Source organism: bacterium (assembly GCA_029210965.1).
Taxonomy (GTDB): Bacteria; BMS3Abin14; BMS3Abin14; order BMS3Abin14; family BMS3Abin14; genus JALHUC01.
The window spans coordinates 71679-93587 of the sequence record JARGFZ010000009.1; the positions used below are offsets into that span (position 1 = coordinate 71679).

General features: G+C 53.3%; 16 protein-coding genes, 1 tRNA gene and 3 pseudogenes. 14 read left to right on the forward strand and 6 right to left on the reverse strand.

Annotation, left to right across the window (positions count from 1 at the left end; genetic code table 11):
• Window positions 1–30: 30 nt before the first annotated feature.
• Entirely contained in the window at window positions 31–1380 is a 1350-nt protein-coding gene (gene gdhA, locus P1S59_05730; GenBank protein ID MDF1525752.1) for an NADP-specific glutamate dehydrogenase, read from the reverse strand.
• A gap of 379 nt (window positions 1381–1759) precedes the next feature.
• Between gdhA and P1S59_05735 the strand changes: the two genes are divergently transcribed.
• The 7 genes from P1S59_05735 to P1S59_05765 all read left to right on the forward strand — a co-directional run bounded on the left by P1S59_05735 (window position 1760) and on the right by P1S59_05765 (window position 8755).
• The gene (locus tag P1S59_05735; GenBank protein MDF1525753.1) at window positions 1760–2656 is read left to right on the forward strand and encodes a ChaN family lipoprotein; all 897 of its coding nucleotides are present in this window, start codon (window positions 1760–1762) and stop codon (window positions 2654–2656) included.
• A gap of 516 nt (window positions 2657–3172) precedes the next feature.
• Window positions 3173–3376 (forward strand): hypothetical protein, encoded by a 204-nt coding sequence (locus tag P1S59_05740; protein MDF1525754.1) that lies wholly within the window; start codon window positions 3173–3175, stop codon window positions 3374–3376.
• A gap of 23 nt (window positions 3377–3399) precedes the next feature.
• On the forward strand, window positions 3400–4170 hold the full coding sequence (locus P1S59_05745) for an outer membrane lipoprotein-sorting protein (GenBank protein MDF1525755.1): 771 nt from the start codon (window positions 3400–3402) through the stop codon (window positions 4168–4170).
• Window positions 4167–5396, forward strand: a complete 1230-nt coding sequence (locus tag P1S59_05750) for an ABC transporter permease (protein ID MDF1525756.1) — start codon at window positions 4167–4169, stop codon at window positions 5394–5396. The genes P1S59_05745 and P1S59_05750 overlap by 4 nt, the downstream gene beginning before the upstream one ends.
• Window positions 5396–6625 carry an FtsX-like permease family protein gene (locus P1S59_05755; GenBank protein MDF1525757.1) on the forward strand — a complete coding sequence of 410 codons (1230 nt, stop codon included), beginning with the start codon at window positions 5396–5398 and terminating at the stop codon, window positions 6623–6625. Before P1S59_05750 ends, P1S59_05755 begins: the two co-directional genes overlap by 1 nt.
• A gap of 106 nt (window positions 6626–6731) precedes the next feature.
• Complete coding sequence (locus P1S59_05760; protein ID MDF1525758.1) at window positions 6732–7436, forward strand: ABC transporter ATP-binding protein; 705 nt, start codon at window positions 6732–6734, stop codon at window positions 7434–7436.
• Between the two features lie 149 nt (window positions 7437–7585).
• The gene (locus P1S59_05765; protein MDF1525759.1) at window positions 7586–8755 is read left to right on the forward strand and encodes a hypothetical protein; all 1170 of its coding nucleotides are present in this window, start codon (window positions 7586–7588) and stop codon (window positions 8753–8755) included.
• 173 nt (window positions 8756–8928) lie between these two features.
• On the opposite strand, the gene P1S59_05770 is transcribed toward P1S59_05765, so the two are convergent.
• Together P1S59_05770 and P1S59_05775 are read right to left on the reverse strand one after the other, a co-directional pair.
• A complete protein-coding gene (locus tag P1S59_05770) occupies window positions 8929–10434 on the reverse strand; it encodes a GAF domain-containing sensor histidine kinase (GenBank protein MDF1525760.1) in 1506 nt (501 codons plus the stop codon).
• Complete coding sequence (locus P1S59_05775; protein ID MDF1525761.1) at window positions 10431–10727, reverse strand: hypothetical protein; 297 nt, start codon at window positions 10725–10727, stop codon at window positions 10431–10433. The genes P1S59_05770 and P1S59_05775 overlap by 4 nt, the downstream gene beginning before the upstream one ends.
• 974 nt (window positions 10728–11701) lie before the next feature.
• Here P1S59_05775 and P1S59_05780 point away from each other — a divergent pair.
• The 3 genes and pseudogenes from P1S59_05780 (at window position 11702) to P1S59_05790 (ending at window position 14750) form a co-directional block, all read left to right on the forward strand.
• Window positions 11702–12250 carry a hypothetical protein gene (locus P1S59_05780; protein MDF1525762.1) on the forward strand — a complete coding sequence of 183 codons (549 nt, stop codon included), beginning with the start codon at window positions 11702–11704 and terminating at the stop codon, window positions 12248–12250.
• Between the two features lie 323 nt (window positions 12251–12573).
• Window positions 12574–14351 (forward strand): annotated as a pseudogene (locus tag P1S59_05785) (ABC transporter ATP-binding protein).
• 324 nt (window positions 14352–14675) lie between these two features.
• A tRNA-Ala gene (locus tag P1S59_05790) sits at window positions 14676–14750 on the forward strand.
• 564 nt (window positions 14751–15314) lie between these two features.
• Here P1S59_05790 and P1S59_05795 read toward each other — a convergent pair.
• Window positions 15315–15908, reverse strand: a complete 594-nt coding sequence (locus P1S59_05795; GenBank protein MDF1525763.1) for an AAA family ATPase — start codon at window positions 15906–15908, stop codon at window positions 15315–15317.
• An 89-nt stretch (window positions 15909–15997) separates the two neighbouring features.
• On the opposite strand from P1S59_05795, the pseudogene P1S59_05800 reads away from it, so the two are divergent.
• The 4 genes and pseudogenes from P1S59_05800 to P1S59_05815 all read left to right on the forward strand — a co-directional run bounded on the left by P1S59_05800 (window position 15998) and on the right by P1S59_05815 (window position 20300).
• Window positions 15998–16638, forward strand: a pseudogene (locus tag P1S59_05800) (IS3 family transposase).
• Window positions 16639–16701: 63 nt separating this feature from the next.
• A pseudogene (locus P1S59_05805) lies at window positions 16702–17843 on the forward strand (IS3 family transposase).
• Window positions 17844–18579: 736 nt separating this feature from the next.
• Complete coding sequence (locus P1S59_05810) at window positions 18580–19182, forward strand: RNA polymerase sigma factor (GenBank protein ID MDF1525764.1); 603 nt, start codon at window positions 18580–18582, stop codon at window positions 19180–19182.
• Between the two features lie 176 nt (window positions 19183–19358).
• Window positions 19359–20300, forward strand: a complete 942-nt coding sequence (locus tag P1S59_05815; protein ID MDF1525765.1) for a zf-HC2 domain-containing protein — start codon at window positions 19359–19361, stop codon at window positions 20298–20300.
• 328 nt (window positions 20301–20628) lie between these two features.
• Here P1S59_05815 and P1S59_05820 read toward each other — a convergent pair whose 3' ends face one another.
• Together P1S59_05820 and P1S59_05825 are read right to left on the reverse strand one after the other, a co-directional pair.
• On the reverse strand, window positions 20629–21009 hold the full coding sequence (locus P1S59_05820) for a GxxExxY protein (GenBank protein ID MDF1525766.1): 381 nt from the start codon (window positions 21007–21009) through the stop codon (window positions 20629–20631).
• Between the two features lie 378 nt (window positions 21010–21387).
• The gene (locus P1S59_05825; protein MDF1525767.1) at window positions 21388–21768 is read right to left on the reverse strand and encodes a GxxExxY protein; all 381 of its coding nucleotides are present in this window, start codon (window positions 21766–21768) and stop codon (window positions 21388–21390) included.
• Window positions 21769–21909 lie beyond the last annotated feature (141 nt).

The window sequence follows — 21909 nt, forward strand, 5'->3', positions numbered from 1 at the left end:
TTGGATTGAACGTTTTGTTAAAGGTGCAGATCAGATCACGCCGTGAGCAAGCATGGCTCGGGCCACCTTGATGAATCCGGCGATATTGGCGCCCACAACGTAGTTGCCCGGGTCTCCGTACTCTTCAGCGGTCTCGTAGCAGAGCTTGTGGATGTTTTTCATGATCCTGTGAAGTTTCTCTTCGGTGTCCTCAAAGGACCAGGCATCCCGCATGGCGTTCTGCTGCATCTCGAGGGCAGAGGTGGCAACACCACCGGCGTTGGCTGCTTTACCTGGACCGTAGGCGATCTTCGCCCCCAGGAACACCTCGACTCCCTTGGGGGTCGTAGGCATGTTGGCACCTTCTCCAACCGCGATACAACCGTTTTTCACAAGTGCTTTGGCGTGCCTGCCGTGGAGCTCATTCTCAGTTGCCGAGGGCATGGCCACCTGGCAGGGAATATCCCAGATATTGCCGCCTTCCTTGTAGACTGCGTCCTTGTGGTAATCGACGTAATCCTTGATCCGCCTTCTTTCCACCTCTTTGAGCTGCTTGATGAGGTCCAGATCCAGGCCTTTCTCATGGAGAATGACACCATCGGAATCGGAACAGGCAATGCACTTGCCGCCAAGCTGGTGGATCTTCTCGATGGTGTAGATGGCAACGTTTCCGGAACCGGAAACCGTGCAGACCTTGCCATCAAAGCTGTCGCCTCTGGCTTTGAGCATCTCGTCAACGAAATAGGCGGCACCGTAACCGGTGGCCTCCATCCGGACCAGGGAGCCTCCCCAGCCAAGACCCTTTCCGGTCAGTACCCCGGCTTCCCACCTGTTGCTCAGCCTCTTGTACTGCCCGTACATATAACCGATCTCGCGGGCGCCCACGCCGATATCCCCAGCGGGCACGTCGGTATGCTCTCCGATGTGCCTGTGAAGCTCGGTCATGAGGCTCTGGCAGAACCGCATGACCTCTGAGTCAGACCTGCCTTTGGGATCGAAATCGGAACCACCCTTAGCGCCACCGATGGGCATTCCGGTCAGGGCGTTTTTGAAGATCTGCTCAAAACCCAGAAATTTAATGATCCCCAGGTAGACCGTCGGATGGAAACGAAGCCCACCCTTGTAGGGGCCGAGGGCGCTGTTGAACTGTACGCGGAAGCCGCGGTTGATCATGTCCTCACCCTTGTCGGTCGTCCACGGTATCCTGAAAATGATCTGTCTTTCAGGCTCGCAGATGCGCTCGATGATCTTGTGCTGAGCGAATTCCGGGTGTTTTTTAAGAACAGGCCCCAGGGACTCGAGCACTTCCTTGACCGCCTGGTGAAACTCCTTTTCTGCCGGGTTTCTGGTGATGACTGCATCGTAGATTGGCTGAATTGTTTTGTCTAATCCATTTCCCATACGTTCCTCCGTTCCCTTTGTGTCTAAATATTTCTTTTGATCGGCTGCCGTCTCAGGTATTTAACTGTGCATTTTTCCCCATCGGGGGAGGATTCCGTGTCGATCATCGCCACCAAATCCGGAACAGTCTGGGTTGAAAATATGATCAGCGGCAAAAACTACCTGACGACCTGGTGAACAATCTAATAATGCAAATACCATACCTATTTATCGCCCCACAGCAAGCCAATTTTTGCCAACAATTACAATAATTTACATGATGTCGTCAAAATAACCCGCCTCCCGACGAAGGCAAATTGTAGATATTCAACACAAAAACGTTATTTTGCTACACTTTTCTATTTTACTGGACAGTCGTTTTTTTTGTACTATCATACGTATGAATTATTGCACCCCCGAGATCAAACGGCCCTTCAAAGAAACCTTTTTAATCCTTGCATCCATTACCCTTGTACTGATCCTCGCGGGAGCCCTTCCCACTGCGGCAGAGCCTTACGGAGACCGCATACTGATGTTGTCCGAGGGGAAGGCTCTCGGCCTTGGACAGATCCTGTCAGACCTGAAAGGGGCATCCCTTATCTTTGTGGGTGAGCAGCATGGTGATACAAGGCATCATGATCTCCAGTTGCGGGTTCTGAGAACACTTCACAATTTGGGGATCCCTGTTGCTATTGGCCTGGAGATGTTCACCGCAAGAGACCAGGAGTACCTTGACTCCTGGATCCAGGGAACTCTTTCGGAAAAGGCGTTTCTTCGGGCCCACGAGAGAAATTGGGGGAATACCTGGCACCTGTACAGCCCCATCTATCGCTATGCCCGGGAAAAAAATATCCCCCTGGTTGGCCTGAACGTTCCGGAGGAGATCACCACCCGGGTGGCCCGCCGGGGTTTTTCATCCCTATCTCCTGAACAGCGAGCCCAACTGCCTCTGGTCAGCTGCGATATTGACGAAAAATACAGGTCCTTCATCCAGATGGCCCTGTCCGCCCATGAACCGTCAAAAAGCAGCAGCGCCTTCGAGAGTTTCTGCGAAGCACAACTCGTATGGGATACCACGATGGCCTTCAGACTGGTCCGGCACCTTGAACGCAACCCGGGCATAACCGTGATTGTAATGGCCGGCAATACCCACTCCTGGAGACCCGGTATCCCGGAACAGCTCAGCCGGTTCGCAGACGGGATCGACTACCGGATCATCCTCCCGGAAATTCCTCCAGTACAGACACGACAGTTCATCGACAGTAGTGTGGCGGATTATCTGTGGCTGCTTCAGTAGAACGTAGAACGTAGAACGTAGAACGTAGAACGTAGAACGTAGAACGTAGAACGTAGAACGTAGAACGTAGAACGTAGAAAAAGTGTTGTTTTTTACCTACTATGGTTGTCAAGTGGTTTTGGGCCTTTATTCTGTGTTCCGTGTTCAGTTTTCTGTTTTAAATTTCCACCTTTCCTCATGACCCAGGTGGATCATATTATGAAGGATCTATTGGAAGACAGTCTGAAATAGGCGGTGATCGATGACCGGTAATCGGTAATCGGTATAAGATGAGAGTCGAGGATGAACATTGATGACTTCGCAAAAAGTCATCAATGCGCCCCGCGCGGGGAGCCCAAATCAATGACTCACTCCGTAAGTCATTGATTTGTAAGGAAAGGGAAACGAACGCTTTTCCCTTTCCGTGGAGCGAAAAGTCCCGGATTGGACTTTTTGCGACTCGATCAAAATTAGAAAGTGGAAAGTGGAAACCCTTCGACAAGCTCAGGGTCCCGAGCCCGGTCGAGGGAGTGGAAAGTGGAAAAAAATGAAAGAGCAAAGGGCGTAAAAGGCCTTAAATATTCCGTCATTCCGGAAATTTCTCGTGAGAGAGATTATCCGGAATCCATGGATTCCCGCATTCGCGGGAATGACGGTGTTGTGGGCACATGTACGGGGGAACTGACGACTGAGCGACAAGATGGCCAGGTGACTGAGCGAAAAGTTGAACACAAGCAATGAATGGCAAAAAGGGACAGATGATAATGACAAGTTTAAAGTGGAAACCGGTTTTTTTAGTTCTTCTCATTTGTCTTTTCAGCTCCAGAATTTCCAGCGCAGCCACTGCCAAAGAAATTCTGGAGAAAGTGGACGATCTATGGCGGGGGGAATCCAGTTTTGCCGAAATGACCATGGAGGTCGTAACGGAACATTACGAAAGATCCATGAAGCTCAAGGCATGGTCCCTCGGCAAGGAACACTCCCTGTTCGTTATCACCTACCCTCCCAAAGATCGCGGTGTAGCCACCCTTAAAGCCGAGAAGGACATCTGGAACTATTTGCCACGAGTTAATCGTGTCATTCGTGTCCCTACCTCCATGATGATGGCCAACTGGATGGGCAGCCATTTCACTAACGATGACCTGGTCAAGGAAAGCCGCATGTCGGAAGATTATGATGCCGAAGTCACTTTCGAGGGTGAAAAAGACGGCACCAGTGTTTACGAGATCGCCCTTCTGCCCAAACCTGAGGCACCTGTGGTCTGGGGGCGCATCGAGATCACCGTCATCCAGGAAACGTTGATCCCCATACGGTCCCTTTATTATGATGAGGATGGGATTCTTTCCAGGACAATGCTCTTTGACGACGTTAAAAAGCTGGGCGGCAGGCTTGTTCCCGCCACAATGGTCCTCGTGCCGGAGGACAAACCTGAGGAAAAGACTGTCATCACCTACGATTCCCTCGAACTCGGTCTCGGACTTAAACCCGAATTCTTTTCCCGCAATACACTGACCCGGAAGGATCTGGTCCGATGACACTCATAAAGATGGCCTGGCGGAACCTCTGGAGAAACTCCAGACGGACCTTTATAACCATCTTTTCCATGGCCTTTGGCCTTACCATGATGATCGTGGGTTATGCTCTCATGGACGGAATGCTCAACCAGATGGTCCACTACGCCACAGTCCTTGGAACCAGTCACGTGCAGGTTCACCACCCAGACTATCTCGAAGACCACTCCCTCTACGACACAATAAACGCTCCCGGAACCCTTCTGGAGGACATTTCCGGAACGGGCCTTGGGTCGGCTGCCCCCAGGATATTCGCCACCGCCCTGGTCAGTTCCGGACAGCAGTCAGCCGGCGGCCAGCTTTGGGGGATCGATCCCGCACTGGAAAATTCAGTCACTGAGCTTTACAAACACCTTGAAACAGGCACATGGCTGGCACCGGATCCCATGGGACAGATAGTCCTGGGACGGAACCTTGCCAGGACCCTTTCAGCCGGACCTGGTGATGAGGTCGTCGTACTCACCCAGGCCGCAGACGGCTCCCTGGGTAATGCTCTTTACACCGTATCAGGAACCCTCAAAAGTATCGGGGAGGCTCTGGATCGGGGCGGCGTTATCATGCATATCAAGAACCTTTCAGATCTTCTGGTAATGGACAGCAAAGTCCACGAGATCGCCATAAGGTTGAACGACCCTGACGCATTGGACACGGCCTCTAGCACCCTGAATGAAACGCTGGACCAGAAAACCTACAAAGTCGAAAACTGGAAACAGCTGTTCCCGGAATTGGCCGAGTACCTTCGGGTGAGTTCCAGCAGCATGACCATTATCCTTTTCATCATTTTTGCCGTGGCGTCCCTGGGTATCGTCAACACCCAACTCATGTCTCTCTTCGAACGCACCAGAGAGGTGGGCATTATGAGAGCCCTGGGGTTGAGCCCCCTTTCAGTGGCGGTTCTCGTTCTTTTCGAAACCCTGTTTCTCGCAATGATCGCTGCCGTGGCAGGAGGAATTGCAGGCGTGTTGTGGTCCCTGCGGCTGGAGAGTGTCGGTTGGGACATCTCCTGGATGGGTGGGAGCTTTGCCTTCGTAGGAGTCGCTTTCGACCCCCATATGTACGCCACCCTGACGCCCGCCGCCGTGATCGATTCCATTGTCGTTATGGTGATCGTCGTCCTGATAGCAAGTCTGTACCCGCTTTTCAGGGCCGCGAGGATCTCACCTGTCGATGCCATCGGGAGGGGGCGCTGATGGTTATAAAACTGGCTTTCAGAAATTTGAGAAGACATCTGCGCAGAACGATCATCACCGTTGCGGCCATCGGTTTGGGAACAGGTCTTGCGCTTTTTTCCATCGGGCTCGGGGATGGCGGCCATCAGCAGATGATCGAGAACGGTGTCCGTATCGGACAGGGGCACCTCACTGTCCAGCGGGACGGGTTCCTGGAATCGCCCTCATCTTCCTTGTACATTGAGGACCCGGACCCATTTATGGCTATTATCTGGGATTCTCCCTATGTGGACAGGGCCTTCCCCAGGATCAGAGGAGAAGGGATCCTGGCCACGGCAGCGGGAGCGGAGGGCGTTATGTTCCAGGGGATCGACCCATCCGCACCTGGCGAAGCGGCGATCTTCAAAGACAGCCTTTCCGAAGGTGAATTCCTTACTGACTACAACGCCGCCCGCGTCTATCTTGGAACCAAGCTCGCTGACAGGCTGAAGCTTAAACTGGGCAAGAAGGCGGTCCTCACCACCCAGGACGCCGCCGGAGAGATCACCAGCACTCTTCTGAGAGTGCAGGGTATTTTTAAAAGCGGGTCCGGGACCATAGATGGAAGCATCTGCATCATTCCCATCGGATTTCTCCAGGAAGCGCTCAGCATGGGGAGAGGTGTTACCTCCATTGCCATCTACCTGAATAATCCCTTCAAGCAGGAACATGCCTTTGAAGAGATAGGCTCGCAATTGCCTCGGGGACAGACTTATCTTTACAAGTGGCAGGTGCTTCAACCAGACCTCAGGGATTATGTCGTTATCGATGATGCCTTCGGCTATATGATCTACGCTGTCATCTTGCTCATCGTTGCCATCGGTGTGCTCAATACCGTACTCATGTCTGTCATGGAGCGGCGCAGGGAGATCGGCATCCTGACTGCCCTGGGTATGGAAAACAGGCATGTAATGCTAATGGTCCTGGTGGAAACAGTTTTTATCACCCTTCTGGGCATCCTTTTTGGTTTAGCAATAGGCCTTGGAGTGAACTGGTATTTTTCTACCTACGGCCTGGATCTTTCCCAATGGTCACCAGAGGAGTGGAGTCTGGCCGGGACCGTTATCGATCCAGTCCTCAGATCACACCTCAGGCCCCATAGAGCCTTCGGGCTGTGTTTTCTCGTGTTCCTGCTGACAGTGACCATGGGCATCTACCCCGCCTGGAAAGCGTCGAGGACCCTGCCGGTGGAGGCGATGGAGAAACCGTAAACAAAGCCCAACGTCCAATGTCCAAAGTCCAAAGGGAGTCCAGATCTTTTTGAATTCTGTATCTTGGATCTTGGACCTTGGATTTTAGATCTATAGGAGACCTGCCATGAGTATCATCAGAACCGAACACCTCTCCCGCTACTACAAGCAGGGGCCTGTCCAGATCCACGCCCTTCAGGATGTGAACCTGACCATCGAAAAGGGCGACTTCGCGGTCCTCGCAGGACCCTCAGGGTCCGGGAAAACAACCCTTCTCAACATGATCGGGGCCCTGGACAAACCCTCAGAGGGCAAGGTGTGGCTCGATGGACACGAGATAACAAACCTGTCGCGCCGGCAGACGTCTCACCTCAGGAGAGACCGGATCGGCTTCGTCTTCCAGTTCTACAACCTGATCCCTGTTCTAACCGCCTACGAGAATGCTGAATTCGTCCTCCTGCTCCAGGGAGTCGATCACGATATCAGGAAGAGGAAGGTCATGGCCCTTCTGAAAAAGGTGGGCCTTGAGGGGCTCGAGAAAAGAAAACCCCACGAACTTTCCGGCGGTCAGCAGCAAAGAGTGGCCGTAGCGAGAGCTCTTGCCTCCGATCCGGTGGTGATCCTTGCAGACGAACCGACAGCCAACCTGGACAGCCACACTGAAGAGGGGCTCATGGACCTCATGGAAAACCTCAACCGGGAAATTGGAACCACCTTCCTGTTCTCATCCCACGATCCTGACGTGATCAAACGGGCCAGGAGGCTCATTGTACTGAGAGATGGGGAGATCCTTTCTGACGAAAGGATCAGCCCAAGGCCCAATGACCCATGACCAAAGTAGAGATTCATAAGCGTGCCCATCTTTTGGCTTTATACTTCTTGTCCACCATCTTGTCCGCCGTAGCCTTGTGCGAAGGTGGAAGCTCGAAGAGCGACGGTGGATGGGCTTTGGCCTCCCACCCATGCCGGACATTACCTAAAATGAAGAGTAACTCCAGGCGCATAGTTCTACTCACACTGACGATGTGGCTTCTGCTCGTGCCGCCAGTGGAATGTCCGGCATGGGTGGGCCTCGAACTTGACGGCAAAATCGCAGGGGTCCGGGACCCCTACGGAGCAACGGGGACGGAGGGCAGCGGCTCCTTGTGGGAATTTTCAGGCCGGGCAATGTATCAGGAGAGCTTCGGCCATCTGGACACCGAGTTTCACTGGCTAGGCCAATATCTCCACTCTACCGGCGAAATCCGGTTTGCACCGGTTTCCTCAGAATCACCCTTTCGCAGCCTTGATCTGGAAAAGGTACACAGCCAGGACGAGAGCACAACCCTGATCTCCGAGGTTGACCGTCTTTCCCTGACATGGACAACTCCCGGTCTCAGCCTGACAGCTGGACGCCAGGCGATCAGTTGGGGAGAAGCTTTTTATTTCAACGTAGGGGATCTCTTCGGCGCCTTTCCCATCACTGAGACCAACCGGCGCTACAAACCGGGCATCGACGGTGTGGCCGCTACCGTGAACCTGGGTCTTTTTTCCGGCCTGTCCCTGGTTGATATACCGGTTGAGGATGAGAGTGACAGCGTTGCCATCCATACCTACTTTCCACTGGGTTCGGGAACCTGTTCCCTTACAGGGGGCCACATACTCGAAGACGACAAAGCCGGCGCCGGCTACACGGTGGACATCGCCGGGACACAGGTCTACGGTTCCCTGTTGTTGACCAGGACATCTGTCAGGGATGAGTATTCCCAGGCTGTTTTGGGAGCCGAAAGACAGGTTGGCCCCTACACCTTATTGGTTGCAGAGCTTTACCGCAACGGGTGGGGCACCGGGGATCCGGACGATTATCCCGCGCTGATATTATCCGATGAATATATGTCAGGAAATGTTTTTACACTGGGAAGATACAATATGGCCTTCCAGGTATCGCGCCAGATAAATCCCCTCATGACCCTGACACCAGCCATTTTCGCAAACCTGTCTGACGGCAGCGCACTACTGCGCCTGGACGGTTCCTGGTCCCTTTCGGACCTGACGGGTCTTACCGGCGGGCTATTTTTTGGGATGGGCGAACGGCCGCATGCAGGGATACCCCGGAGCGAGTACGGAAGTATACCGATTTCGATCTACGTGGAGATCGTACATAACATCTAGAAGCCAGTAACCGGAAGGAAGATCGGTATGTAAGTATCTAGGTGTCGAGGTGTCTAGGTAACGGCAAAACGAAGAAAACATTAACGTAGGATCACGCAGTTGTAGCGAACAAATAACGGAAGTTAGAAGTTTTCACCTAGATACCTAGAAACCTAGATACCGGGACACAGCCTTTATTCTTCCAAATGTATCCTGGGAAGTTTTATAGTGAAAACGGTACCACCCTCGGTACCGGGACGGAAGGTGATCTCTCCCATGTGGAGATTGACGATGCGGCTTACGATGGTCAGGCCCAGACCCGTCCCGACATTTCCCTTGTCCCTTGCCAGGGAGGTTCGGTAAAACATATCGAAGATCTTTTTCGAATCCTCCTCTTTAATACCTATCCCCGTGTCAGAGATCTGGATACATGTCACATCACCCTCTTCCCAGGCGTCCAAAGTGACCTGACCACCCTTCGGTGTGTACTCAATAGCGTTGGACAGTATATGCCGCATGGCGCTATAGAACAGTTCGCGATCAGCTTCCAATGGTGAAAGGTTGTCTTTGTACCTGAGCGTCAGTGATATCCCCTTGTCATCCGCCTTGAGCTGAAACTGTTCCTTGACCCTGGCAAGCTCTTTCACCAGGTTCTGGGGAGTAATGTTCAGCTCACAACCGCCTGAGTCCAGGATCGCCAGCTCCTTTACATCGTCAATGAGCCGTTCCAGCATTTTCGAATCATGGTTCGCCTCTTCAAGGATCCTCTCCAGGTCAGGGTTATCGGCAATGGGAAGCTCATCAGAAAACCTCTGGAGTACGGTCCGTATCCTTATCAAAGGTTCCCTGAGATCGTCTGAAACAAGGGTAAGGAAGTGCCGCCTCCCATCGAGGGCCCTCCGAAGGTCTTCAGCCTGGACCCGGGTCCCATCCGCGAGAATACTGTTATGAATGATCTCGCCGAAATGGTGTCCAAGCATGGTGAACAGGTCCAGTTCCTCTTTAGTGAAGATGTAAGGATCCGTAGACACGACCCCCATCACACCCAGTACAGTTTCCTTGGAGGACACAGGGAAAAGAGCAACTGACGCGATACCGCTGATGTTCAGCGCTTGAATAAGGGAATCAGGCATGCTGTCCGTCTGCTGAACCACCATGGGCTTCCTGGTTATGAGCACTTCACTGAGGATCGTATCCTCAATGTTCAGCAGCTCCAGTTGAGCGGAGAACTGTTCCCAGCCTTCCCATCGCATTTTGATGTTGACCAACCTGTGATCCTCGGATGAATTGATAAAACCACCGTCAAAACCCATGATGCTGATGACCCGCCCCAGAAGGTCAGTCCACAGCTCCTCAGGCTTGATACCTGCCTGCATATTCTCCGTTATGGTGTGGATAGCCATGAGAACCCTGTTCCTTGAACTGAGGGCCTTCTCACTCTCTTCAAACCTGACGAAGGTGAATACAAGGAAAAACGCGGCTGAAACAAGAAGCTGAATGTATTCCTCAAAAGGCTCTACAAGTGTCTCATAACCGGCCCACTCCATAAAATTGAAAATGGCGTTTAGCAAAAACAGAACAATGAGAAGCATCAGGGGTTGGAATAACCTCTTCTGCCTGACTGGTGGACGGAGGACGATCCACAAGGCATAGGCAAGAAAGAGAACGCCCAGGAGATCCAGGAAGCTGATGAGGTTCATGGTGTATCCCTGCTCTCATCTGCGCTGCCCAGCAATATGCGGCGGCAGCCAACAGCCACATACATAGCGCCTGCCGCCGACAGGGAATGCTCCATAATATTGATCAGGTCTTCAAGGAAGAACTCTTCAAGATTAGTGAGGAAAAAACTGCCGACTATACAGAAAAACCCATAGGTGATGAAGGCGTAATTGCCACCAAGGAGAGTCCTCCTGTTGTAGATCACGTAAAGGAGAACCAGGAGACAAAGGGAAAGCCCCAGCGCTTCGGATGTGTTGAGTGTTACACCAGACATATACCCCCTCATTTCCGCTATTCTAAACAGAATCAGGGAGGAAAAAAACCTTTTTTAACAATGTGTAGAACCGGGGAGCGGGGAGCGGGGAGCGGGGAGCGGGGAGCGGGGAGCGGGGAGCGGGGAGCGTGGGAGCGAATGACCTGCGCAGAAATGCTGTCAAGTACGAAAGTCAATTGACGGAAGCGACCCCGGGATTGCTTCGGCATATACCATGGCCTCGCAATGACGCCGACCTGTGGCCGGAGTTGCGGGTTTCAGGTTTCAGGTTCCGGGTTCCGGGTTATGGGCCTTTTCGCCAAGTCGCTCAGTCGCCAAGTCGCAACGTTCTATCATCGGCTTCCCCCCGTGTCTCCGTGTCTCCGTGTCCCCGCGTCTCCGTGTCCTCGTGTCCTACCGCTTGCATTCCTGCCCCCCCACCGCTATTATTAACAAATGGATAGGGAGAGACCGGCAGCGGAGTGCACACCGTGCCTGAAGTGCCAGGGATCGGGTTACCAGGCCATGGGGTGCAACCTCTTTCCTTGTCCGGAATGCCACGGGAAGGGAGTCGCCGCGCCCGAAAGAATAGTCCAAAGTCCAACCTTGATGACTTCGCAAAAAGTCATCAATGCGCCCCGCGCGGGGCGCCCGAATCAATGACTGCGGGTGTAAGTCATTGATTTGTGAGGAAAGGGAAAACCACGCTTTTCCCTTTCCGTGGAGCGAAAAGTCCCGGATTGGATTTTTTGCGACTCTGGTAACGTCCAAGGTCCAAAGTACCAGGTCCCAGAATTAAAACACTGTGGACCGTTTATTCAGCAGGCGAGGATAATACTGTTCCTTCAGATTAGAAGTTTTTCTCCGGTATCTTTCATAGCTTATTCACATCAGCTGGTCCTATCAAACCGACAAGACATCGACCAACAGATTCATATCCATTCCCCTCTCCTGCATTAGCCCGCAACCAGTTTGCGGCAGGAGGAGCAGGGCTTATGGATCGAAGTACATTGACGAGACCCGGTTCCACGCCGATAGTGGGCCTGCGCAGACCGGGGGGCCTTCCCTGGATACCCTGGCGATGGATCAGAAGACGCTACTCTCCTGGAGCATGGGAAGGGCTTGCGTCCCTGTTTAATGGCTATCATTACATCCATTCCATTATGGACATCGAGAAGATCAGGTCAAAGATCCCACCTCGTTCCGGTAATGATGCATGCCTCCGGTGCGGCCAATGCTGCGCGGAGCTCATCCCTGAACCGATATCCGACGAAAAAATGCTTCGTTGGGCAGATGCCGGGAACCCGGCTCACATGTTCCATGCCCCCATCACGGAAGGTCCTCGCGCGGGAAGGTTTTACACCGGCTGGTATTACCAGGGTGTGAGGCTTAAGATGTGTCCACTACTGCTCCGCGATCCCGCCACCGGCGACAAGTACTGTGTCGTTTACCATATGGGCCCGGGGCATCGCCCCCCCGGCTGCGAGGGGTTCAAACCGAACTGGCCACACTGTGAGGTGAGCCAGAGGCCGCTTGTTCCCTGAAGGAGTTCAGGGAACGAGGTACAAACCGTTTGACACGGAGACACGGGGACTCGGCGACCCGGAGAATTTTCACACCCCCGTCTCTCCTCCATCGCGTCACCGCGTCTGGTTTCTCCCCGCGTCGCCGCGTCCTGTACGTATTTAGCTCTTCCCCTGTTTACTCCCCGGCCGCTCACGGTCAGTATTCTTTAAATCTGATCCCACATTACAATGAATAGACCCATTTCCCGAGGTATGCCTTGACCCAAAACAGCCCCCCGGGACCTGACCGGGCCCCGATAAAAACCGGCCAGGACATACAAGAAAGAGACATTCCCAGAACAATGGGACGCCAGATATGGCACCTGCTGCCCTTCGTCCGGCCTTACAGGAAAAGGGTGGCAGTTGGTCTCGTTTCCAACGTTTCAGCAAGGGCATTCGACCTTCTGCCCATCCTCGTCGTCGGGCAGGCGGTGGACCGGCTGGCGGCCGGAATCTCGGGCCATGAGACCGCCCAGCCCATCATTTTTCTCTGGTATGCTCTGGTCATTTTTGCCACCTTCCTCGGTCTGGCACTGTCCCAGACTACAAGTGATTACGCCTGGGACACCCTTGCCCAGAAGGTCCGTCACGACCTGAGGGTGAGCCTCTATGACCACCTGCAGAAGCTGGACTTCTCCTTCTTCGACGAACGGCAGACAGGCGATCTTATGAGCGTTCTGTCTAACGACGTGGATAACCTTGAAAGTTTTCTCTCAGATGCCACCACAAGCATGGTCAGGATCACGATCACCTTTGCCGGGACCCTGGCTGTCCTTCTCTTTCTGGACTGGAGGCTGGCGCTCCTGTTGTTTTTGCCCCTTCCCTTCGCCTTCCTCGCCATCCGATTTTTCGTCACCCGGGTTCAGCCCCAGTACAAAATGGCCAGAAAAGCGGTAGGAGACATGAACGCTATACTGGAGAACAACATCCAGGGAATGGGAGTCATTCAGGCCTGCACAGCCCAGTCCGACCAGTCCGGCAGGATTTAAAGGCAATCGGCCAAATACCGGGACGCCGCCGTAGCCGCGGCCGGCTCAAGGGCCCGTTTCATACCCCTGATCTATGTCATCGCCGGGGCCTCCTACGCAACCCTTATCGGGGGGGTGCCTGGCTCACCTTCACCGGACACGGGCCTTCCATAGGTGACTACACGAGCTTCGTTCTTTACGCCATGCGGCTCATCATGCCCCTTTTCGTTTTCGGGGTGCTCATCACCCAGATCCAGCGCAGCGAGGCAAGCGCCCAGCGTATTACGGACTTACTGAAGACCGAGCCGTCCATAAAGGACAAACCCGACGCCATTCGTCTCGAGAAAGCGCCATCAGCCATTGAGTTCAAGGATGTACACTTTGCCTATCCCGGCAGAAAACCGGTGATCCACGGTGTGAACTTCACCCTCGAAAGGGGCAAGGTCATCGGTGTTGTGGGGCCCACCGGGGCCGGAAAATCCACCCTCATCAAGATGCTGCTGCGCTATTACGACCCCGTGAAAGGGCAGATCCTGGTGGACGGCCGTCCCCTTGCGGACATGGCTGTGAACACCTGGAGGCAGCACATAGGGTATGTCAGCCAGGATGCGTTCCTGTTTACGGGCACCATGACGGAGAACCTTCTCCTGGGACGGCCCGACGCGACCTTTGACGAGATCCGGGAAGCCGCCGGGATCGTGGGCGCCAGGGAGTTCATAGAAAGCCTGCCGGAAGGCTACGACACCACTGTCGGCGAGCGGGGCATGAAACTCTCGGGAGGCCAGCGCCAGCGGATCTCCCTGGCCCGCGCGGTCCTTCGCAACCCCACGGTGCTGGTCCTCGCCGAAGCCACCTCCGCCGTGGACACCCGCACCGAGGAGGCCATCCAGGAGAACCTCCACCGGTTCCGGAAGGGCCGGGCCACCCTTGCGGTGGCCCACCGCCTCTCTACAGTGCTAAAGAGCGACGAGATCCTGGTACTGGTGGACGGCCTGGTTGTTGAGCGGGGCGACCACCAGAGCCTTCTCATAGCAGGGGGCGTCTACGCTGACCTGTGGGCGGTGCAGAGCGGCCATGCTGAGGAAGCCAACCACAACTCCATTAGCGAGTAATCGTTCAACAATCATCTAACAGATCATTAATAGTCCGCGCCCCGAGGGGGGCGCCCGGATCAGTGACTGTCGATATAAGTCATTGATCCGTGAGGAAAGGGAAAACCACGCTTTTCCCTTTCCGAGGAGCAAAAAGCCGATAACGGACTTTTTGCGACCCTGTCAAAAGTTGATGGAAGGGATGGGAGCTTGCTTTGCTCGAGTTCCGTGTTCCAGGTTCCAGGTTAAATATTCCAATCTTTAAACTTCAGACGCAGCCTGTCTGGTGCAGCCTTGTCATATATGGAAAATTGCGCTAGATTTGCTCCTTGCAATTTTCCATGTGGGGGCGTAGCTCAGTGGGAGAGCACCTGCTTCGCATGCAGGGGGTCGGGGGTTCAAATCCCCCCGTCTCCACCATCGAAAAAACTTAGGGACCTATAGGGTCCCTTTAGTTTTTTCGATGCCACGGCGTAGCTGATCGACAGGCGTTAGCGAAGACGGGCAACCTTGGCAAGCCATTTTTCTTTTTGTGCTCCCCGGGGTTGGACCTGGATTTGCACTTGAACATCTCATGACAAACTCAGATCCAAATTTCTATTACGTCTATATCTTAAAATCCACTGGCGATCCCACACATCACTACACCGGATTAACGAAAAATCTCAAATCAGGCCCTGGCTCGCCGCGGCGAAGTTGTGTCTTTGGTACAGCGAAGACGGGCCAAGTCTTTCTCCGGCGTCATTCCAGATAACCAGACACCACATCGAAGTGCACCACACAAACAAAACGGGACCCCCTAAGGTCCCGTTTTTGTTTGTGTTTGTCACGGCGTAGCCGAGGCACCCCTGAATCTGTGTTTTTAGCCGAGGCGAAGACGGGCACCATTCACGAACAGAAGTCTTTATTGATTTGCCATTTCAAGCTGAAGTCCCAGTATTCAACGAATCAATATGAGTTTGCTTAACCATAGAATAAGAAGGCCTAAAAACCGTACTTTTGTTGCCTGAGTAAGAATGCTTTTTCTCCGCCTTCCATAACATCCTGAATAGCAATTCGTATTTCTTGAACGTCTATAGCACCTTCATTGGCAATCTGTCCCTTTGTCCGACCCTCTCCCTCCAAGTAATCACAGTGAACAACAAGTTCAGAATCACCATTAACAACAATGTTGGCATTATGACTGCTGAAAATAATTTGTCGGTGCTGTTTAGCTTCCCACAACTCCTCAGCTATCTCAAGAATAGTGGCATTATCCAAGTCATCCTCTGGTTGGTCAATGATTAGTGGACCTGAATCTTCTTTCAACAAAACCTTTAATAAAGCTGTAGCTTGCTGTCCTGCAGACGCATCTTGAAACGAAATTTCATCTGTGCCCGGCGATGGTTTGTAAGAGAATTCTGGTTTGTCACCTAAACTTGTAAGTGCAACTTCAAGCCATATTCGAGGTGAATCTGTACGCTCAACAATACTTCTTCGCACACCAGGCGTTAAAGACCAATTAACGATTTGAGGAGGCTCCTCTCCGGTCGTTAAGTCCTCAGATCTCATCTCAACTAAAGTTTTCAATGATTCCATCAACTCCATCCACCTAGTGGCAGGATCTAGAGGTGGTCCCCAAAAATTGGACAGTGGTATAAGGTGGAAATTACACCAAAGGAGGAACCATGTCCAAGTCGAAGCGGAAGCGTTATTCAGCTGAGTTGAAGGCCAAGATTGCCCTTGAAGCTCTGAAGGGCGAGGAGACAGCAGCCCAGTTAGCGTCTCGTTACGGCGTCCACCCCAACCAGGTTGCCCAGTGGAAGCGTCAGGCCAAGGAAGGCATGTCGGAGGTGTTCCTGGGCAAGGCTGACCGCAAGGAGAAGGACCACGAGTCCGAGGTCAAGGATCTTCACGCCAAGATCGGTCAGTTGACGGTGGAGCGTGATTTTTTGGCCAAAGCCTTCGGTCGTTAAGCCATAGCCGGAGGCAGGCGATGGTCGATCCTGACCATCCCGGGCTCAGTATTGTCTGTCAGTGCTCGTTGCTGTCGATCAGCCGCTCGTCGTTTTATTACGAGGCGTTGGGAGAGAACCCGTTTAATCTCCTGCTCATGCGTTTGATCGACGAGCAGTTCCTGGAGACGCCGTACTACGGGTCTCGTCAGATGGCTCGCCATCTTCGCCGTGAGGGGTTTTGTGTCAGTCGCAAGCGTATCCGCCGTTTAATGCGAAAGATGGGGCTGGCACCCATTTACCAGCGTCCTAACACGAGCAAACCTCATCCTGAGCACAGGATCTACCCCTACCTGCTGAAGGGGCTCAAGATAGTGGACCCCTTAGATGGGACAGTTTGTTAAAGTGTAACAGACTCGTTCCGAAAGGGGATATGGATGAAGAAGCGTCGCCGCAAGTTCACCAAGGATTTCAAGGCGAAGGTCGCCTTAGAGGCAATCAAGGGTCAGCGTCCGATCAACGAGTTGGCCCAGGAATTTGGAGTTCAGCCTAACCAGATCGGCATCTGGAAGAAGCAGTTATTAGAGGCCGCCCCGGAGGTCTTCAGTCGAGGCAAGGACCGTGATGCCGAGGCTGCTGAGGTTGAACGGGACCGTCTCTATCGTAAAGTAGGCCAGCTTCAGGTGGAGGTGGACTGGCTTAAAAAAAAGACCGGTCATCTGGACTGACGGTGCCTGCGAAGCGTGCCATGGTTGAGCCCGACAACCCTGTCCTCAGCGTCCGCCGCCAATGTGATCTTCTCGGTTTGTCACGGTCGAGCTATTATCGGTCGCCGGTATTCGAGACACAGGAGACCCTGAAACTCATGCGGATGATAGACGAGGAGTATACGCGTCATCCGTTCTACGGGAGCCGGAAGATCCGGGACTACCTTTTCCGCAAGGGGCACAAGGTTAACCGGAAGCGCATCCAGCGCCTGATGCGTCTCATGGGGTTGGAATCTCTCGCGCCCCGTAAGCGTACCAGCATTCCGCATCCTGACCACAAGGTGTATCCGTACCTGCTGCGCGGGTTGGATATCAATCATGCTGACCAGGTTTGGTGCAGCGACATCACGTACATTCCCATGGCGCATGGATTTGTGTACCTGACGGTGGTGATGGATTGGTACAGCCGTTATGTGCTCTCCTGGGAGGTGTCGGTGACGATGGACGACAGCTTCTGTGTAAGCGCGCTGGAACGGGCTCTCAGGCGTTATCCCGGGCCCGAGATATTCAACACGGATCAAGGCTCCCAGTTCACAGGCACGGCTTTCACCGATGTGCTCAAGGACCACGAGATAAAGACCAGCATGGATGGCAAGGGCAGGGCAACGGACAACATCATGGTCGAACGGTTATGGCGCAGTGTGAAGTACGAGGATGTGTACCTGAAGGATTACGAGACAATGGGGGATCTCATTGCCGGGCTGCGGGAATACTTCGAGTTCTACAACAACGAACGGCCTCACCAGTCTTTCGGAGTAAGAACCTCGGCTGAAGTGTACCAGGGCATCTCAATGTTCAAGGAGGCGGCATGAGAAGCGCTCCGCCTCTTACACAGAGAAAATACACCTTAAGTTCAAAGGAAAGTGGTCTTGACATTGGGGTCCACTGCACTCCGCCTCTTACACGGAGAGGATACACCTTAAGTTCAAAGGAAAGTGGTCTTGACATTGGGGTCCACTGCACTAAGCATTCGAAATTATATGCGTTTTGGTTGTTTTATTGAGTCGAATTTTGACAATTTCCCGACCCCCTCGGTTCTCTGACAGATCAAGTTGTCCATCAACGCGCCCCGGACGGGGCGCCCGGATCAATGAGAAGCCGCGCCCGGGAGAGGCGCCCGGATCAATGAACAGCCGCGCCTGGGAGAGGCGCCCGGATCGAGTGCCAAAGGCTGTGTGTTCGATCCGTGAGGGAACCGAAAACCACGCTTTTCGGTTCCCGTTGAGCCAAAGTCTCGCACAGACTTTGGTGATATATAAGTACCGTGAGGAAAGTGAAAACCACGCTTTTCCCTTTCCGTGGAGCAAAAAGCCGATAACGGACTTTTTGCGACCCTGTCAATATTAGTGGGTCACGAAAAGTCCCGGATTGGACTTTTTGCGACTCTATCTATAGTTAAACCAGGTCTATAATCCTTCATGGTTTTTCACCAGTTTTCATCCCATGTTCAGGTAATTTTCGTGCCACCGATTTTGTTCCAGCCCAGGAAAACTTTCGGGTACAATCATCTTTATGTCATCAGATTGCGTTTCACCAAAAGCATCCGACTTGAGCGACGCGGAGCTTGTCCAGCGCGTTCTCTCAGGGGATAGTGATGCTGGCAATGAGTTCGTGGACCGCTGCGAAAAGCTCATCTACTCCGTCCTTGTGCGCCAGTGCGGGATCCCGACGGACCACCAGGAGGATGCCTATCAGTACGTGTTTGTGAAGCTGTTCGAGGACGACTGTCGCAGGCTAAGGCTGTGGAGAGGTGAAAGCGCCCTGTCCTCCTTCCTCTTTGTAGTGGTGAGGAACCTGGGCAGGGACTACAGGGAAAAAGAGTTCCGAAAGGACAAATGGGAGATGCCGGACGAGGACTGCCCCGAAAACGGGGCCTCTGATGGAACTTACCCAACCCCCGAGGATGAGACCATCATAAACAGGATGGGTAAGGTCGTTCGGGATCTGGTAGAAAGTCTGGAGGACATCTGCCGGAAGATCATCGACCTGAGGTTCATGGAGGACCTGTCCTATAAAGAGATCGCCCTGAAGGCGGGCATCACGGTGAGCAACGTCGGTGTCCGCCTGCACCGTTGTCTGGATTCACTGGCATTGTTGATGAGGAGGGAGTTCCCGGACCTGTTCGAGGACCGGTTCAACCTTGACCTGTGATCCATTCAGACGCAGGCAGGAACTGTCATTGCGAGGAACGACGAGAAAAGCGAGGGTGACGAAGCAATCTCGAGGCTTATGTGTCATTCCGGACGCCGATCCGGAATCCAGTATTTTTAGATGATGTTGTAATAAACGAGGCTTTTAAGGCGTCTGATGGAGTGTGAGAACGAGATATGGCTAACCTATCATCAATGCATCTGACACCCGATGAGCTGACGCAGTATTTTGAGGGAACCCTGGACGACAGGAGGGTCCGCGAGCACCTGAGTACCTGCTCACGGTGCCGATCCCGGCTCAAGGACCTGGCATTGACGAGGATCTCCATGTCTCCGCCGAGTTCCGCGTTGCCGGGTAAGCATGTCCCTCCCGAGATTCTCGCACAGTATGTCGAAGACACCCTTTCCATGGAACAGAACAGGGCCGTCGAGGAGCACCTTGGAGAATGTCGCCGGTGTCTGGGTAACCTGGTGAGTCTCCGAAAAGCTGCGGGTATGCCGTTGGACCAGGCGCCTCGGGAGGCAGCTTCAGCGAGGGTGAAAGAAAGCCTTGATGACTATCGCCGGGTCACCCCCTTGGGATCTGTTTCTTTCAAGAGGTTCCGGGACCGGGTCAACCTTGCCTACAAACCGGCTCCGGAAGCCGATGACCCGGAGGCCTACACCGAGAGAACGGCAAAGTACCGGTATCCCTTCAGCAGGGCCGACCTGAGATCTCGTATTGAGGACATGGCTCCCGAGGACAGGTTTGAGGCTTCGGCGGATATGGATGCTATGGCCGAATTGGAATCGGTGCTCAGCTACGCGGCGGGTGAAATGCTTCACCGCCACGCACCGTCCGAACCGTCAACCAAGACCGTCATTACAGATGATGCACGAATATTTTTCTCCCTGGATGAACGGGACGGAAAACAGGTTCTCACCGTTGAGATCGGCGATGTGGAGGGTGTCAATCCCATCTCTGACATTGAGATAGAACTCACACCCCTCAAAGGCGAACCCGTGACCGTGACCACCGACCCCGCCGGCAAGGCGGTCCTTCAGATCCCCCCAGTACCTTCGACTCTACGGATTCGTCTTGAGAGAATTTACGAAATCGATTTAAAAACACTTCTGTAGAAGCGGTAAGAGCAGCCTCTCGCAGAGGCGTCCCTCGACGTGTTTCACTTGCTCGGGACCGTGAGCCTGTCGAACGGCAAAGCGGCAAAGTAGAGCGCTAAAAAGGAACGGCTTCTCCCTCACCTGAATGGTTGAGTCTCTCTGACCGTGACCAAAGCTTGCTTTTGTCCCGAGCAGAGAGACTCAACAGTCTGATTTCGGAGAAATCCCTGTCCTTGCCGGGACAGGTCAGGTGAGGGGAAGCAAAGAAGACTTCCTTTGTTATTTCTTAGGGTCTTGGCGTCTTGAGCTCATCCTGCCTATAGCAGGATGAGCGGGCGAGAGGCTTTTAAAGTCCGTTGACGATCCTCGTGATTCCGTTCTTGATCAGGCTTTCTCCGAAGTTGATCAAAAGTCCCAGCTTCATTCCTGACAGACGAAGGTAAGTAAGCAGCTGTCTCTTGTGGGCGTCAGTCGCATGGTCGATCGATTTGAGTTCGACAAGCAGTATGTTGTCGACGACAAGGTCGGCGCGAAATCCCGTATCGAAGATCCTGCCATCGTACTTGATCGGCATCAGAACCTGGGTTTCTACCGGGATGTCCCTGTTCCGTAATTCATAGATCAATATCTTTTCGTAGGCTGATTCAAGCAGCCCAGGCCCCAGTTTGCAGTGAATCTGAAATGCAGCGTCCACTACCTCCTTTGATAGTGCGTTGTGTACTTCCATTGTTCACCTCCCTTCGAATGTTATTTTCCAGGTTCAAAATCCGTGCCATGGCATTACAGGGCTTGCCTCTCGCAGAGGCGTCCCTCGACGTGTTTCACTTGCTCGGGACCGTGAGCCTGTCGAACGGCAAAGCGGCAAAGTAGAGCGCTAAAAAGGAACGGCTTCTCCCTCACCTGAATGGTTGAGTCTCTCTGACCGTGACCAAAGCTTGCTTTTGTCCCGAGCAGAGAAACTCAACAGTCTGATTTCGGAGAAATCCCTGTCCTTGCCGGGACAGGTCAGGTGAGGGGAAGCAAAGAAGACTTCCTTTGTTATTTCTTAGGGTCTTGGCGTCTTGAGCTCATCCTGCCTATAGCAGGATGAGCGGGCGAGAGGCTTTTAAAGTCCGTTGACGATCCTCGTGATTCCGTTCTTGATCAGGCTTTCTCCGAAGTTGATCAAAAGTCCCAGCTTCATTCCTGACAGACGAAGGTAAGTAAGCAGCTGTCTCTTGTGGGCGTCAGTCGCATGGTCGATCGATTTGAGTTCGACAAGCAGTATGTTGTCGACGACAAGGTCGGCGCGAAATCCCGTATCGAAGATCCTGCCATCGTACTTGATCGGCATCAGAACCTGGGTTTCTACCGGGATGTCCCTGTTCCGTAATTCATAGATCAATATCTTTTCGTAGGCTGATTCAAGCAGCCCAGGCCCCAGTTTGCAGTGAATCTGAAATGCAGCGTCCACTACCTCCTTTGATAGTGCGTTGTGTACTTCCATTGTTCACCTCCCTTCGAATGTTATTTTCCAGGTTCAAAATCCGTGCCATGGCATTACAGGGCTTGCCTCTCGCAGAGGCGTCCCTCGACGTGTTTCACTTGCTCGGGACCGTGAGCCTGTCGAACGGCAAAGCGGCAAAGT

Bases quoted from the DNA above. Each gene is read 5' to 3' on its own strand.
- gdhA (MDF1525752.1), bottom strand. From the start codon at position 1,380: ATGGGAAATGGATTAGACAAAACAATTCAGCCAATCTACGATGCAGTC.
- P1S59_05735 (MDF1525753.1), top strand. From the start codon at position 1,760: ATGAATTATTGCACCCCCGAGATCAAACGGCCCTTCAAAGAAACCTTT.
- P1S59_05745 (MDF1525755.1), top strand. From the start codon at position 3,400: ATGACAAGTTTAAAGTGGAAACCGGTTTTTTTAGTTCTTCTCATTTGT.
- P1S59_05750 (MDF1525756.1), top strand. From the start codon at position 4,167: ATGACACTCATAAAGATGGCCTGGCGGAACCTCTGGAGAAACTCCAGA.
- P1S59_05755 (MDF1525757.1), top strand. From the start codon at position 5,396: ATGGTTATAAAACTGGCTTTCAGAAATTTGAGAAGACATCTGCGCAGA.
- P1S59_05760 (MDF1525758.1), top strand. From the start codon at position 6,732: ATGAGTATCATCAGAACCGAACACCTCTCCCGCTACTACAAGCAGGGG.
- P1S59_05765 (MDF1525759.1), top strand. From the start codon at position 7,586: ATGAAGAGTAACTCCAGGCGCATAGTTCTACTCACACTGACGATGTGG.
- P1S59_05770 (MDF1525760.1), bottom strand. From the start codon at position 10,434: ATGAACCTCATCAGCTTCCTGGATCTCCTGGGCGTTCTCTTTCTTGCC.
- P1S59_05775 (MDF1525761.1), bottom strand. From the start codon at position 10,727: ATGTCTGGTGTAACACTCAACACATCCGAAGCGCTGGGGCTTTCCCTT.
- P1S59_05780 (MDF1525762.1), top strand. From the start codon at position 11,702: ATGGATCGAAGTACATTGACGAGACCCGGTTCCACGCCGATAGTGGGC.
- P1S59_05795 (MDF1525763.1), bottom strand. From the start codon at position 15,908: ATGGAATCATTGAAAACTTTAGTTGAGATGAGATCTGAGGACTTAACG.
- P1S59_05815 (MDF1525765.1), top strand. From the start codon at position 19,359: ATGGCTAACCTATCATCAATGCATCTGACACCCGATGAGCTGACGCAG.
- P1S59_05820 (MDF1525766.1), bottom strand. From the start codon at position 21,009: ATGGAAGTACACAACGCACTATCAAAGGAGGTAGTGGACGCTGCATTT.
- P1S59_05825 (MDF1525767.1), bottom strand. From the start codon at position 21,768: ATGGAAGTACACAACGCACTATCAAAGGAGGTAGTGGACGCTGCATTT.